Annotated in this window: 7 protein-coding genes; 3 read left to right on the top strand and 4 right to left on the bottom strand. The window is 72.0% G+C overall.

Annotated elements, in window-relative coordinates; all coding sequences use genetic code 11:
* The first annotated feature begins 72 nt into the window (after positions 1–72).
* Positions 73–1,242: a hypothetical protein gene (locus tag WMF20_RS00985; protein WP_437609869.1), complete on the top strand. Its 1,170-nt coding sequence runs from the start codon at positions 73–75 to the stop codon at positions 1,240–1,242.
* A gap of 30 nt (positions 1,243–1,272) precedes the next feature.
* Here WMF20_RS00985 and WMF20_RS00990 read toward each other — a convergent pair whose 3' ends face one another.
* Both WMF20_RS00990 and WMF20_RS00995 read right to left on the bottom strand, forming a co-directional pair.
* Complete coding sequence (locus WMF20_RS00990) at positions 1,273–4,650, bottom strand: carbamoyltransferase N-terminal domain-containing protein (protein ID WP_437609871.1); 3,378 nt, start codon at positions 4,648–4,650, stop codon at positions 1,273–1,275.
* 418 nt (positions 4,651–5,068) lie between these two features.
* Entirely contained in the window at positions 5,069–7,177 is a 2,109-nt protein-coding gene (locus WMF20_RS00995) for a radical SAM protein (RefSeq protein ID WP_437609873.1), read from the bottom strand.
* A gap of 379 nt (positions 7,178–7,556) precedes the next feature.
* Here WMF20_RS00995 and WMF20_RS01000 point away from each other — a divergent pair, with 379 nt between their 5' ends.
* Complete coding sequence (locus tag WMF20_RS01000; RefSeq protein ID WP_437609875.1) at positions 7,557–9,401, top strand: vanadium-dependent haloperoxidase; 1,845 nt, start codon at positions 7,557–7,559, stop codon at positions 9,399–9,401.
* Positions 9,402–9,612: 211 nt separating this feature from the next.
* Entirely contained in the window at positions 9,613–12,228 is a 2,616-nt protein-coding gene (locus tag WMF20_RS01005) for an ATP-binding protein (protein ID WP_437609877.1), read from the top strand.
* Positions 12,229–12,261: 33 nt separating this feature from the next.
* On the opposite strand, the gene WMF20_RS01010 is transcribed toward WMF20_RS01005, so the two are convergent.
* Together WMF20_RS01010 and WMF20_RS01015 are read right to left on the bottom strand one after the other, a co-directional pair.
* Positions 12,262–13,686 (bottom strand): M20 family metallopeptidase, encoded by a 1,425-nt coding sequence (locus tag WMF20_RS01010; protein WP_437609879.1) that lies wholly within the window; start codon positions 13,684–13,686, stop codon positions 12,262–12,264.
* Positions 13,687–14,037: 351 nt separating this feature from the next.
* Positions 14,038–15,240 carry a lanthionine synthetase C family protein gene (locus WMF20_RS01015; protein ID WP_437609881.1) on the bottom strand — a complete coding sequence of 401 codons (1,203 nt, stop codon included), beginning with the start codon at positions 15,238–15,240 and terminating at the stop codon, positions 14,038–14,040.
* Positions 15,241–15,291 lie beyond the last annotated feature (51 nt).

The following is a 15,291-nucleotide window of genomic DNA, read 5'->3' on the forward strand; positions in this document are numbered from 1 at the left end:
CGCCGTGCTGCGGCGAGCGTGGTCCGAGAGCGGTCCACGCCGCTGCCAGCATGCGCTCGGGGTGAGGAGGACATGATGCGACGATCGCTGGAGCTGATCTTGTGCCTGTCGATGGTGACCGCGCTCGCGGCCTGCGCGGACGACTCGAGCGGAGGGGAGGGGGCGACCGGCACGGGAGGCGCCGGAGCGGCGAGCGCGTCGGGCAGCGGCGCGGGCTCGGGCGGCGCCGGCGCGGGATCACCCGCGCACGAGGGCGGCGGCCCGGCGGCGGGCAACCCCGACGGGAGCTGCGCTGTGCCGGCCGAGGCGCACGCCGCCGACACCTCGTCCCCGACCACGGTGATCGGCGACGGCACGCCGGAGAGCTGCACCTCGGAGGCCGTCGTCAGCGGCGTCGCGGCCGGCGGCATCATCACCTTCGACTGCGGCCCCGACCCGATCACCATCACGCTCGAGGAGACCGCGAAGATCTTCAACGATACCGGCCCCGAGATCGTGATCGACGGCGGCGGGCTCGTGACGCTGAGCGGCGGCGGGCAGCGGCGCATCCTCTACATGAACACGTGCGACGAGGCGCAGGTGTGGACGACGCCGAACTGCGACAACCAGGATCACCCGCGCCTGACGGTCCAGAACCTCACCTTCATCGAGGGCGACTCGACCGACGATGACGACGAGGGCGGCGGCGCCATCTTCGCGCAGGGCGGGCGCCTGAAGGTCGTCAACTCGCGCTTCTTCAACAACGCGTGCGACGGCGCCGGCCCCGACGTCGGCGGCGCCGGGATCCGCGCCTTCATGCAATACGACGGTCTGCCGCTCTACGTGGTGAACAGCACCTTCGGCGGCGCCGAGGGCTACGGGAACGCGTGCGCGAACGGCGGCGGCATCAGCAGCATCGGCGTCTCGTGGACGGTCGTGAACAGCCTGTTCTCCCACAACCGCGCGATCGGGCGCGGCGGCAACCCCGCCGAGGCGGGGACGCCGGGCGGCGGCAGCGGCGGGGCCATCTACAACGACGGCAACACAATGACGCTCACGCTCTGCGGGACCCGGATCGAGCGGAACGAGGTGAACGCGTACGGGAGCGCGATCTTCTTCGTGAGCAACGACCACTCGGGGAACATCGTCATCGATCGATCGGTGATCACCGAGAACATCGGCGGCTCGTGGTACCCGACCTACCCGCAGATCTCGAACCACGACGACACGCCGATCGCGGTGACGGACTCGGTCATCCAGTGAGCCCCGCTGCCCGCTTCGACGTCCGCGCGCTCAGAACATCACGTACATGGTGTCCGACACGACCTCCCGCTGCGCGCGATGAGGCACGCGGTGGACGACGCGAACGCCCTTCGCGATGACGGGGGCCAGGGCGCGCGCGAGCTCGGGTGAGCTCCAGCCGCTCGTGATCGCGCGACCGAAGGCGTCCGGCTGCGCGGGACGCCTCTCCAGGGCGCGCGGATAGGCGGTCGCCGCGTCGATCCGCTCCCACTGGCCCTCCGCCGGAGAGAGCGTGGCCGCCCCTGCCTCGGCGAGCGCGCCCTTGATGTCCGCGACCGCAGGCAGGAAGTCGCTGTCGAAGAGGCGCTCGAGCGGCCGTGTCACCTGCTCGGGCGCCGAGGCCCCGACGGACGCCCACTCGTCGTAGGCGCCGCCCTCCTCCGGCCACGGCGGCTGCTGCTCCTTGAGGAACAGGTGGTCCTCGATGAAGAGCGCGTCCATGTCGGTCCGCATGAAGCAGCGGTACGCATCGTAGGGCGTATTGACGATCGGCTCGCCGCGCACGTTGAACGACGTGTTGACGATCACCGGGCAACCCGTCTTCTCGGCGAACGCGTCGATGACGGCCCGGTAGGCGGGGTGCGCCTCGCGGGTCACGGTCTGCACCCTGGCCGAATAGTCGACGTGGGTCACCGCCGGCACATCGCTGCGGGGCGCCCGGACGACCTCGAGCAGATCCTCGGAGCTGCCGCGGGAAAACGGCTTGCGCTTGTCCTCCACGAGCGGCGCGACGAGCAACATGAACGGGCTCTCGCCCGCGCAATCGAAGTACTCGTTGGCTCGCTCGGCCAGAACGGACGGCGCGAACGGGCGAAACGACTCGCGGTACTTGATCTTCCGGTTGAGCGTGACCTGCATCTCGCTGCTGCGCGCGTCGCCCAGGATCGAGCGCGCGCCGAGCGCGCGCGGTCCGAACTCTGCGCGCCCGCTGAAGTGCCCGACGACCCGGCCCGAGGCCAGGAGCTCGGCGACGCGGGCAGCCCGGCTGGACGGCTCGAGGCGCTCGCACGGAAGGCCGTGGGTCTGCACGAAGGCCTCGACCTCGCTGGACGAGAAGGCCGGCCCGAGATAGGAGCCGCGCTGCGCGGAGCCGGGCGAGCTCGCCGGGCGCCGAGGTTGTCCGAAGTAGCTGTGGTAGGCGTCGAGCGCCGCCCCGAGCGCGCCTCCTGCGTCCCCGGCGGCGGGCTGGATCCAGATCTCGTCGAACGGCCCTTCCCGCAAGATGCGCCCGTTGGCCACGCAGTTGAGCGCCACCCCGCCGGCCATGCACAGCTTGGAGGCCGACGTCAGACGGTGCGCGTGCGCCGCCATCTTGAGGACCGCCTCCTCGATCACGACCTGCACGGAGCGCGCCAGATCCATCTCGCGGCGCGTGATGCGCGCGGCGGGATCCCTCGCCGGCCCCTCGAAGAGCGCCGCGAACCTCGCGTTCGTGATGGTGTCCTCCCCGAAGAAGGTGAAGTACTCCAGGTTCAGGCGGATCGAGCCGTCGTCACGGATCTCGACCAGGTTTTGAAGGATCCTGTCGACGTAGCGCGGCTCGCCGTAGGGGGCCAGGCCCATCATCTTGTATTCGCCGCTGTTCACCTTGAAGCCGGTGAACTGGGTGAAGGCGGAGTAGAGCAGCCCGAGCGAGTGGGGGAACCGCATCTCCTGAAGGAGGCGCAATTCGGAGCCTTTGCCGACGCCGATGCTCGCGGTGCTCCACTCGCCGACCCCGTCGATGGTCAGGATCGCCGCCTCCTCGAACGGGGACGGGAAGAACGCGCTCGCGGCGTGCGAGCGGTGGTGCAGGTTCTCCAGCACGAGGCCGCTGTAGGCGAGCTCGTGCTCCAGCACCTCGGCGATCCGGAGCTTTGTCGACAGCCATGACGGGAGCATGGCTGCCCACGGATCCCGCGCGGATCGGCCGGCCGCCGCGGCGCTCGAGAGGACGCGCTCGAAGGCCAGCGCGCTGTCATCGTAGTAGGCGATCGCGGCCAGATCCGAGAGGGCGACGTTCGCCTCCTCCAGACAGAAATTGATGGCCTGGCGCGGGAAGCCTCGGTCGTTCTTGACCCGTGAAAACCGCTCTTCCTCGGCGGCCGCCACCACCTCGCCGTCGCGCAGGATGCACGCCGCGGAGTCATGGTAGAAGCAGGAGACGCCGAGGATGTATTTCTCGGGCGGGCGGGCGTGCCGCGGCTGCGCGACGACGCCGCCGGCCGCTGGCGCGCCCCGCGCCGGGGCTTTTGCGCTCGGCGCCGGGAGCAAGCCACGATCGAGGATGTGCCGCGCGAGGGCCCTCGCGACCTGCTCGTGACCTTCCGGACTGAAGTGCGAGTCGATGGGGAACGAGATGCGCTTGCGCTCGTCGAACGGGAGCCGCGCCAGCTCCCCGAGCAGGTCGAGGTGCTCGCAGCCGAGATCGCGCGCCGTGTCCGCGAAGAAGGCCTGATAGCTCGCCGCGCTCGGGATCTGGCAATAGTAGCGGACCGGGACCGGCATCAGGAGGACCGGACGAGGTCGAGCGGCCTCGACGAACCTGGCGATGATGGCTCGCAGGAGCCTGGACCCGTCCGACGTCGGCTGGTCGTAGTGCGCCGAGCAGGGGCGAAAGCCGAGCATCCGCTGTATCCACGGCCGGAATGGCTTGATGTCGTCCCACGATCGAGGCGCGGCGAATCGAACGAGCTGATCGAACAGGGGCTGCCCCTGCAGTCGCTCCATCACGTCCGAGGCCGCCCTCGTGATGGGGGTCATGCTGGCCGACTCGACGGGGACGCCGCGCAGCTGGCTGTACAGCATGGCCAGCCCGGCCATGCTGGGGAAGTGGTGCTCCCACGCCAGCCCTGCGTCCGGCCTGTCTCGCGGCACCGGCTGCTGGCGAACCACGAGCTCGCCGTCGACGAGCTCGAAATAGGGCTTCGGCACCAGGAGCCTGCGTCCGGTCGCGCTGTCGATTGAAACGCGGTGCGTCGAGAGGACGCGCTCCACGTTGTCGATGTACACGGCGAGGATGATCAGATCGGCCTCGACCCCGGCGGCGAGCTCCTCGAGGATGAGGGTCTGTTGGTCCGTGCCCGACCCGGAGAGCCCGTAGTTGTAGACCTCCGCGGAGAGGAGGCGGCCGAGGTGCTCGGTGTACCGCTCGTGGTTTTCGCAGCCGTCGCCGGCGGTCATCGAGTCCCCGAACACGAGTATCCGCGGCTTGCCCCGCCGCTGCGGCGCGTAGTCGACATCGGAGCGGAAGCCCTGCGCGTTGGTGCGGACCCGATAGCCGCCGCGTTCATGCGGGATGCGCGCCTTCTGGTTGGGGACGTACAGGTGGCCGATCCGAGGGTGATACGACACGAGCATCCGGTGGGTCTGTTGAGCGAGAAGAAACATGGCGTTGCCCTTCGGGGTGCTGGTACCTGTGCTGGCGCTGGCGTCACTCGGGTCGCGCTGCGGCCTTGCTGGAGGCGAAGAAATCGTGCTGACCCGCTCGCCGCGGGCGGCGTGGTGGACGTAGGCGCTCCCCGCGCCAGACGCCTCCGATGCGCGGGCGGGCCGCGACATTCACCGACCGGCAGCAGCGGGTGATCGGCGGGCGGGGCGGGGCGGGGCTCGGGGCGGCCGCTCCTGCGTCCGGCCGGCTGCCGAGGTCACGATGCGAGCAAGTCGCTTATGGGGGAAATTTGTCCGTTATAACGGAAGATAGAAAGTCAAGCTGCGGCGGTGAGGACGGTGCAGGCGGCAGCGCGGCGGGACCTGCGACGTCACGTAGAGCGCCGGGTAGGGAGGTGAGAGCGCGAGCGACAGCGCGCTACTTCGTCCGCGCGGCCTTCTGCGCCCGGGCAAGGTCGTCCTTCAGGCGCGCGATCACGGCGACGATGCGGTCACGCGGCGCGGCGTCGAGCCACATCTCCAGCCCGTGGCTGCGCGCGAAGTCGACGAGCGCGGGCAATACGCGACCCGGCTCGGCGGTGCGCACCGTGGCGAAGGGGTGGGCCCACCCCTGGTCGGTCGAGAGCTCGTCCTCCGCGGTCAGATAAGGCCGCAACGCCACCTTGAGCGCCGCGGGGTCCGTGCACGCCGTATTCTCCTGGGAACGCGGCCGGAACGTGGCGGAGAGTCGGACCGGGCCGCCGTCCATCCACTCCGCGGTCCCGCCGGCGCGCTGGATCTGGAAGCCGTAGCGCGTCGGGATCCGCGCCGACGTGGCGATGAGATAGCGGTCCGCGATCACCGCCCTGCCGTCGAGCGAGCCGGCCACGGAGGCGGCCCTCGCGGCGTCCGGGAACGAGGCCCAGAGTCGCGCGCGATCGGCGCTCGGGGGGCGGGCGGCGAGCCATTGAGGCCAGCGGGCCTCACCGGGGAGCGGGGCCAGCTCGGCGGCCAGATGGGCGCCGTGCCTCTCGGCGATCGCCTCGAGCTGCGAGATGGTGCCGTGGAGCGCGCCCAGATCCGGCGTCCCGGAGGAGAGCGACACGTGGCGGACCGGGACGGGGCCGTACAGGTCGAGGCCGCGCCTCTCGAGGACGGCGACGTCGTCCACCGCCAGCGCGATCTCCGCCGCCTCCAGCGAGGCCGCGTCCTCGAACCGCAGGCCCGCCACGATCTCCACCGGATCGTGCTCGTGGACGCCGGAATACACCGCTCGTCCGCCCCGCTTCCAGAGGAGCGCTCGCAGCGCAGGGAAGTCGTCGTCCACGGCCATGCCGGTGTGCACCATCACGCTCCCCCCGACGCGCGCGATCGAGTCCGGCGCCACCTCTCCGCCCTCCAGGCGGATCCCCTCGCGCTCCAGGAGCGCTCGCCACTCTTTCCCGAACGGCTCGCCCGGAGTCCATCCCGGCAAGAGATCGTCGATGTAGCGGCGGGCGTCGTCGAGCTCCTCGAAGCGCCCGACGAGCACGCAGTCGCCGCTGTTGTTGCCGGAGAATCCCTGCCAGATGCGGATACCGTCGGAGAGCCTTGCCTTGCGCCGCGCGGGCCGGGCGCAGCCCGGGAGCGGCGCGGGCCCGAGGAGCCGCGCTCGCTCGGCAGACCAGGCGGCGAGCACGTCGTCCGCCGACCGGACGGGCGCTCCCCGCTGCTGGAACGAACAGGCCTTGAGCGTGCGATCCGAGGTGATCGTCACGAAGTCCAGACCGGCCCCACAATCGCCGTCCACGCCCTCGAAGAGGCGCGGCACGGGCTCCAGCCTGTCCCCGAAGCAGACCGACAGCCGCGCTCGAACAGGGCTGTCTGCGATGATCTCGGCGAGGCGGCGCTCGCCCTCCGGGCCGAGGTGGTTGTCCGGGTCGAGCCCTACATACCGCAGCAGCGCCACGTCGCGGCACCCGAGCTGGGCGAGCCGCGTGAGGAGCGCTGGCAGCGAAGGGAGCAGCGCGGGCGTCGCGAGCACGTTCACGCCGAACGTCACGCCCGCGGCCGCGAGCAGCTCCAGCCGGTCCTCCCAGGGCGTGTCTCGATACACCGAGACTCGGATCTCCCCGACGTGCGGCGCGAGCGCGCGGAGCCTCCGCTCCGTGAGCAACGTGCCGTTCGTGGTGAAATGGAGAGCGAGCGCGGTCCGTTCGGCGAGGCGCGTCAAGAGCTCGTCGAAGCCGGCGAACGCGAGCGGCTCTCCTCCGCCGAACGCCACCTCGAGGAGGCCGCGGCGCGCGAGGCCCGAGAGCACGTCGAACGCCCCGTCCACCGTCCACTCGCTCCCCGCTTCCCGGTCCCGCGAGCAGAACGAGCACGCGAGGTTGCACCGGTTGGTGATGCCGAACAGGGCGACGCGCGGGGCCCGCCTCGTCAACCGGCGCGTCTCGGCCCCGTCCCAGCGCACGTTCATCCCCGTTCGCGGATGGAACCAGAGGAGCGCCCCATCGAGCGCGTGGGGCCGGAGCTCATCGCGCGACGGCAGGGGGACCGCGTCTTCCATGGCGCGAAGGATACTCTTGTTGCGGGTCCGGAACACGAGCTCGCGTCACCGCAATTATGCGCGCCCGATACCACCGCGCGCCGGACGACAGAAGCCCCGCAGGTGCGCCGCAAAACAAAGTCCTTGCTCGATATTGTCCGTTATAGTAGACATTAATCCTTTAAAACGGATGGGAGGACGGAGACCGCTGCCTGGTCCTTCCTGGCCCTTCAGCGCTCGGAGCGCGCGCGGCCGGAAGCTCGCCTTCTGCATTCACCCTCTCCGCTTCCTGGACGAGACGCTTCCTCCCGAGCTCACGGGCCGGATCTCACGGGTGCTCGGCCGCGGACGCCGCGGCCGGCGGACGCCGACCTCCCTGCAACGAACGGAGCTGAACGCCATGACCATCGATTCTCACGATCGCGATCCCCGGAGCGATGCTTCGACGACGGACGCCGCCAGCCCCGAGGGCGCCGCGACGCGACCGAGGGCCGACAAGGCGGCAGCAGGCCGGCGCGCCTTCATGGGCGTCGCCGGCTCGCTCGCCGTGGGCGGCGTCCTCGCCGGGACCCCCGGCGTCGCGCGAGCGGCGCGGGGCAGGGACATCGACGATCTGCTCGACGGGATCGGGTCGCTGCGCCGCGATCCGCGCGTCTCGCCGCTCGATCACGAGCTCCGCCTGCGCGCGCTGCGCGTGCGCGTGGAGGCCGCGGTCGACCAGTTCGAGGAGCCCATCGCGCCTCACCCGAACAACGGCGACGAGGAGCGCTATCCCAACAAGATCGGGACGGACACGCGCGGCCTGCCGCACGACGCGCGAGGCGAGGTGGATCGGGCCGCGTACCGCGTCGCCGCGCGCGCCCACGCGTCGCGCGAATGGGACGATTTCGAGGCCATCCCGCTCGGCGGCACCCGCAAGCTGGTCAGTCCGATCGGCACCCTCGCCGTCAGCCTGATCGGCACGACCCCGCCCCAGATCGGCGTGCCCCCGGCCCCCGCGCTGGCCAGCGCGGAGAAGGCCGCCGAGGCCGTCGAGGTCTACTGGAAGGCGCTGCTGCGGGACGTGCCGTTCGAGACCTACGCCGACAGCAGCGATGTGGCGGACGCGATCGAGGAGATCGATCGCCTCTCCGGCTACACCGGCCCCCGGGTCGGCGGCCGCGTCACGCTGGAGACGCTGTTCCGCGGCAGCGTCACCTACGCCGATCCCCGGGATCGCTCGGGCAGGACGGCCAGGCACGTGATTCCTCCCGGCGTGCTCGACGGCCCTTACATCTCGCAGTTCCTCCTGCGCGACATCCCCTATGGCCCGCAGGTGCTGGAGGGCGCGATCCGCACGGCGCTGCCGGGCAACGACTTCCAGACCGATTACAACGAGTGGCTCGCGGTGCAGAACGGGCTCAACCCCACCCGGTCGATCGCGTACGACCCGGTGCGCCGCTACGTCTCGACAGGGCGCGATCTGGCGGAGTACGTGCACGGCGGCGCGGCCAGCTTCTGGGGCGCGGCGCTGCTCCTCGGCGCGGCGCGCAGCGCGAACCCGGGCGTGCCGGGGGGCATCGCGGCGCCCCTGAGCCCCACGAACCCCTACCTCACGTCGCGGACGCAGGCCTCGGCCGCCGCGACCTTCTCGCTCGCCTACCTGCAGGGCCTGCTCCCCTTCGGGACGTCGCGCGCGATCCGCGCCGCCTACTGGCAGAAGTGGTTCGTGCACCGCAGCATCCGCCCCGAGGCGTACGGCGGGCTGGTCCACCACCGCCTCGCGAACGGGCGCGAGCACCCGCTGCACCACGACATCCTCGGCTCGCTGGCGGTCGAGCTGACGTTCGACACGTTCGGGAGCTACCTCTTGCCGCAGGCCTTCCCGGAGGGCGCCCCGCTCCACGGGTCGTACCCGGGCGGCGCCGCCGCCATCGCCGGGGTCAACGTGACGCTCCTGAAGGCGTTCTTCGACGAGGACCACGTCATCGAGGATCCGTTCGTCCCCGATCCGGCCGACCCGACCCGGCTCGTCCCCTACGGCGGGGCGCCCCTGACCGTGGGCGGTGAGCTGAACAAGCTGGCGACCAACGCCGCCTTCGGGCGCAACTGGGCGGGCATCCACTGGCGCACGGACGCCGCGGCGTCGCTGGCGCTCGGCGAGGCGGTGGCGATCAGCCTGCTCCGGGACGAGCGCCGGACCTTCCGCGAGCCGTTCGACGGGTTCACGTTCACCCGGTTCGACGGCACGCGAATCACGATCTGAGCCGGACCGGCCGCCCTCGGCGAGCCCCCGCCGCCGAGGCCGATGGTTTGCGCCGCGCCCGCGGCGTGAGATAGGATGCTCACCGGGTCTCAGGTGCATCCCCGGCGGCACGCGGAGCGGCCAGATTGCAGGGGAGGTCGCGTGGCGGCCGCCGGCCAGGAGCGCCGGGCGGACAGCCACGGAAAGCTCCGCCCGTCGTCACGGCCTTCCTATGTCGGATCCGAAAGATAGAAAGCGCACGCCGCCGCTCCTGCCGGGGGCCCGGCAAGAGCAGCTCTTACGGCACATCATCTCGACGTTCCCTTACAGCATCTGGTGGAAGGACCGCGACTGCGTCTACCTCGGCACGAACGAGATGAGCGCCCGGGGCGCGGGGCTGAGCCGCGCCGAGGACATCATCGGCCTCACCGACTACGACCTGCCCTGGACCCGCGAGGAGGCCGAGCACTACATCCGCATCGACAAGGCCGTCATGGCGTCCGGCGAGCCGATGCTGAACATCGAGGAGACCCAGCGCCAGGCCGACGGCAGCACCCGGTACCTGCTCACCTGCAAGGTGCCGCTCAAGGACGACAACGGCGAGGTGTTCGGCATCCTCGGCTCCTGGACCGACATCACCGACCGCAAGCTCACCGAGATGGCGCTCGCCCGCGCCAAGGACGAGGCGGAGCGCGCCAAGGACGAGGCGGAGCGCGCCAACAACGCCAAGAGCGACTTCCTCGCCGCGGTGAGCCACGAGCTGCGCACGCCCCTCACCCTGATTCTGTCCCCGCTGGAGCGGCTCCTCGAGGCCCAGCACACGGCCCTGCCGGGCGACGTGCGCGACGAGCTGGAGCTCATCCGCCGCAACACGGCGCGGCTCCTCAACGTGGTGAGCGACCTGCTCGACTTCTCCAAGGCGGAGGCGGCGCGCATGGAGGTCGACTGGGAGCCGGTGGATGTTAACCGGTTCACCTCGCTGATGCTGAGCGACATCCGGCCGAGCGCGGTGGCCCGCGGCCGCACCCTGTCGATGACCGGCGACGCGCTCGGCGTGGTCCTCCTGGATCGCTACAAGTACGAGCGCATCCTGCTCAACCTCATCAGCAATGCGCTGAAGTTCTCCCACCCCGGCGGGCACGTCGAGGTCTCCCTGCGCGCGCTCGACGACGCGTCGTTCGAGCTCAGCGTGCGCGACGAGGGGATCGGCATCCCGCGGCACGAGCTCGGCAAGCTGTTCTCGAAGTTCACCCAGGTCGACGGCTCGGTGACGCGGCGGTACGAGGGCACCGGGCTCGGGCTCTCGCTGGTCAAGCAGTTCGCGGAGCTCATGCGCGGCGCGGTCGCCATCGAGAGCGAGCTCGGCCAGGGGACGACGGTCCGCGTGCGCCTGCCGCGGACGGACGAGGACGGCGCGCCGCAGGACACGGAGCCGAGGTCGCGCAGCGAGAACAGCGCCGCGCAGACGCGGCGCTGGCTGAGCTCGCTGCCGCCCGTGGAGGCCGCGCCCGAGCAGGCGGGGCAGGGGCCGGACGCCGGCGCGCCGCGCGCCGCGCGCAGGTCGAGCCGCCCGCCGGGGGCCACGCGCGCCGCGGGGCCGGGCGCGGAGGCGGACAGGCCGCTGCTCCTGCTCGTCGACGACAACCCGGACATGCGGCAGTTCATGCGCGCGCTGCTGTCCCCGAGCTACCGCCTCGTGGAGGCGCAGAACGGCCTCGAGGCGCAGGAGCTGATCGAGCGCTCGCCCCCGCAGGTCATCGTCTCCGACGTGATGATGCCGCGGATGTCGGGCATCGAGCTCACCGCCTGGCTGAAGGCGCACCCCGTGCTGCGCCACGTGCCGGTCATCCTGGTCACCGCCCGCGCGGACGACGAGGCGATCGCGTCGGGGCTCGACGGCGGCGCCGACGAGTACCTGGTGAAGCCGTTCGCGCCGCGGGAGCTGCTCGCGCGCGTGCGGTCGATGGTGCGGCTCTACCGGTCGTACCAGCAGCTCGGCGCGGAGCAGGCCGAGATCGCGCGGCACTCGGGCATGGCGCAGGTCGCGATGGACGTCCTCCACAGCGCGGGCAACACGCTGAGCAGCGCCGGGATCACGGCCGATCTGGTGCGGGATCGCCTCGCGAGGTCGCGGCTGCCGCGGCTCTCGAGGGCCCTCGGCGAGCTGCTCGCGGGCGGCGGCCCGGACCTCGCCGAGCCGGCGGGCGAGCCGCGCAGCGAGAGCCTGCGCCGCTACGTGGAGCTGGCGCTCGCCGCGCTGGAGCAGGAGCAGGCGGAGACGGCGGCGGACGTCGAGCGCCTGCGCGAGCAGCTCGACGTCATCCGCGACGCCATCCGCGCGCAGGAGAGGTACGCGTACAGGAACGCGTACCGCACCGAGCGGCTCTCCGTGAGCGAGGTGATCCACGAGTCGCTGCACGCGCACGGGGTGGCGCTCGTGAACGCGCGCGTCGCGCTGCAGCTCGATCTGCGGCCGGTCGACGACGTGGTGGCGAACCGCCACGATCTCTTGACCATCCTCTACAACCTGCTCGACAACGCGCGGGCCGCGCTCGGCGAGGCGGACGCGCTCGAGCCCTGGATCGAGATCTCGACGTGGCAGGACGGGGCCGAGGTGTGCTGCGCCGTGGAGGACAACGGGCCAGGCATCCCCGAGGGCGCGCGGATGCAGGTGTTTCAATACGGGTTCACGACCCGGGAGGGCGCGAACGGCATCGGGCTGCACTTCTCGGCGAACCGGATGAAGAGCTTCGGCGGATCCATCCGGATCGAGGAGGGCCGCGAGGGCGGGGCCCGGGTCGTGCTCACGTTCGCGGCCGCCCAGGGCGCGGGCGCGCGCGGCCGCTGAGCGCGGCGCGGCGCCGGGCGCGGCCGCCGGCCCTCAGCGCGGCCGCGCGGCGTGGTCGGCGATCACGCTCGCCACGCAGCAGGTCAGCTTCTTCCCCATGCCGAGGTGAAGGAACTCGTTCGGCCCGTGCGCGTTCGATTGCGGCCCGAGCACGCCGGTGATGAGGAACTGCGCCTCGGGGAACTTCTCCCCGAGCATCGCCATGAAGGGGATCGTCCCGCCCTCGCCGATCCCCATCGCTGGCCGGCCGAAGTACGCCTGCGACGCCTTGCGCACCGCCGCCTCCAGCCAGGGCGCCGTCGCCGGCGCGTCCCACCCGGGCGACGGCTCGCTCACGCGGAACCGGACCTCGGCGCCGTACGGCGGGTCCTGCTCCAGCGCCTGCTTCAGGGCCGCCGCCGCCTTCCTCGGGTCGACGCGCGGCGGGATGCGCATCGAGAGCTTCGCCCGCGTGAACGGGCGCAGCACGTTGCCCGCGCTGGCGATGGGCGGGAGGCCGTCGGCGCCGGTCACGGAGAGCGCCGGGCGCCAGGTGCGGTTCAGGAGGAGCTCGGCGACGTCGCCGGTCACCGGCCCGGCGCCCTGCACCCACGGCAGCTCGCTCACGACGGTCGCGCCCAGGACCTCGGCCGCGGCCCGCGCCTGCGCGACGCGCTCCTTCGGGATCTCGACGTGCAGCGCGTCGACGAGGACGCGCCCGGTCCGCTCGTCCTCGATGCGCGACAGCAGCTGCCGCAGGATCCGGAAGCTCGAGGGCACGACGCCGCTGCCCACGCCCGAGTGCACGCCCTCGCGCAGGATGCTCACCTCGAGCGTGCCCTGGAGGAGCCCGCGGAGCGACGTCGTGGTCCAGAGCTGGTCGTAGTTGCCGCAGCCGGAGTCGAGGCACACGACCAGGCTCGGCTTGCCGATGCGGTCCGCGAGCGCGTCGATGTAGGCCGGCAGGTCCGGGCTGCCGCTCTCCTCGCAGCCCTCGATGAGCACCACGCAGCGCGCGTGCGGGAGCCCCTGCTCGTGCAGGAGGCGCAGCGCGGCGAGCGACGCGAAGCCCGAGTAGCCGTCGTCGGCGCCGCCGCGGCCGTAGAGCCGGTCGCCCTCGCGCACCGGCTCCCAGGGGCCGAGCCCCTGCCGCCAGCCCGTCATCTCGGGCTGCTTGTCGAGGTGGCCGTAGAGGAGCACCGTGTCGTCGCGCCTGCCCGGCACCTCCATCAAGATGACCGGCGTGCGGTTCTCGAGGCGCACGACCTCCACCGTGAGCCCGGGGATCGGCTGCGCCTTGCACCAGGCGGCGAGGAGCGACGCCGCCTTGTCCATGTGGCCGTTCTCGCGCCAGGCGGGGTCGAAGGCCGGCGACTTGTTGGGGATGCGGATGTAGTCGTGCAGCGCGGGGACGATCTCCTGCTCCCAGCAGCGCTCGCAGGACGCGACGGCTTCACTCTCGTCGAGCTTCGTCAGCATGGACCTCTCCAGGGGTTGAGGACGGCGGTGATCTCCGGGGCCGACTCTACAGCGCCGGTGGGGCGGATGTACCGCCGAGAGGGGAGATCTGGCAGGTCCTGCGCGCGGCGACGCGGATCGCGGGCGGGCGGACGGGCTCCGCGCCGCGCCGGGGAGGCCGCCGTCCGGGCGCGCGGGGCGAGCGTGGGCGCGCCGGGCCTGAGGCGCTCATCCCACGCCGGGGTAGTGGTCAAATTTGAACATGAAGGTGGGAAGGCGGGAAGAAAACCTTAATGATCTTAACGCCTTCCCGCCTTCATGTGGACTCTCTCTGGGCAAAGTTGACCACTACCCACGCCGGGCTGGAGGCGCTCACCACATGCTGTCGATCCCCGGCATGCCGCGGCTGCGCCCGTCGAGGCAGTCGAGCAGAACGCAGGCGAGCCCGGCGTCCCCGGTCCACAGGCTGTAGCGCCACTGGCCGACCCGGCGGCGCTCGGCCTCGGACTGCGCGACGGCCCACATGGCGAGCTCGCGGGCGCGATCGAGCCAGGAGGCGTCCTGCGTGCGCCGGTAGATCTCGAGCAGGGCGGCGCCGTTGCCGTCGGTGCCGTGGCAGAGGGCCACGCCCTTCGCCAGCGGCCCGGCGGCAACGATCGACCGCGCGCCCTTCAGGAGCAGCGGCAGCGCCTCGGGCAGCGCCGCGTGGCGCAGCGAGGTGATGATCCCGGGCGCGCCGTGGCACCACTGCAAGAGCGGCTTCGACGGCGGCCCCGCGTGCGCGGGCCAGTTGGCGAGCTCGCCGTCGATCGTCGCCAGGCGGACGAGCCCCTCGAGCGTCCGCGCGCGCAGCTGCGATCGTTGCTCCGGGCTCAGCAGGGCGTGGGCGCGCCAGAGCGCGTAGAGGTTGCCGGCCCACCCGTGCGCGGCGCCGAGATAGCGGACCCGGCGGCCGTACAGGTCCTGCTCCCACAGCCAGACGTCCAGGGCCTCGTCGTGCGTCCAGCTCTCCCACAGCGCCGCTGCGCTGTCGCGGATCAGCGCTGCCCAGCGCTCGTCCCCGGTCGCCTCGTGCAGGAACAGCGCCGCGAGCATCGTCCCGGGCGCGCCCCACAGCGCCTCGCGCGCGGGGTTGTCGCGGTTGTCGCGGACGATCTCGGCCAGGCGATCGGCCTTGCGCGCGTCCGGCCGAGCCAGACAGCACATCGTCAGCAGGGCGCTCTCGCCGAGGAACCACGACGGCACGCGCTGGCCGTCGTCGGGCGAGCGGAGGTACGCCTCGAGCACCTCGTCGAAGATGTCCGGCAGGCTCATCGGCAGCTCGCAGAAGCCCGCCGCCGCCGCGCGGGCGAGGGCGAGCCAGACGCCGCACGCGCCGAGGTACAGGCCCTGGTACGGGCGGGGCGCGCCCGGGCCCGGGGCGTCCTCGGCGTCGCGGGGGTGCACCGGCCAGCCGTGCGGGCCCCGGGCGGCCAGCGCGTCCGCGGCCCATCGCTCGAGCCACGCCCGCGCCCGCCCGGGGGCCCAGGGCTCGGGCGGCAGCGTGATGTGGCGTGTCGGATCGTAGAGGATCATGCGGCCTTTCGCGCCGCGACGGCGCGGCGGCGCGGCCCAGGATAGCAGCGA

The sequence above is a fragment of the Sorangium sp. So ce834 genome, from assembly GCF_051521425.1.
GTDB lineage: Bacteria > Myxococcota_A > Polyangia > Polyangiales > Polyangiaceae > Sorangium > Sorangium cellulosum_D.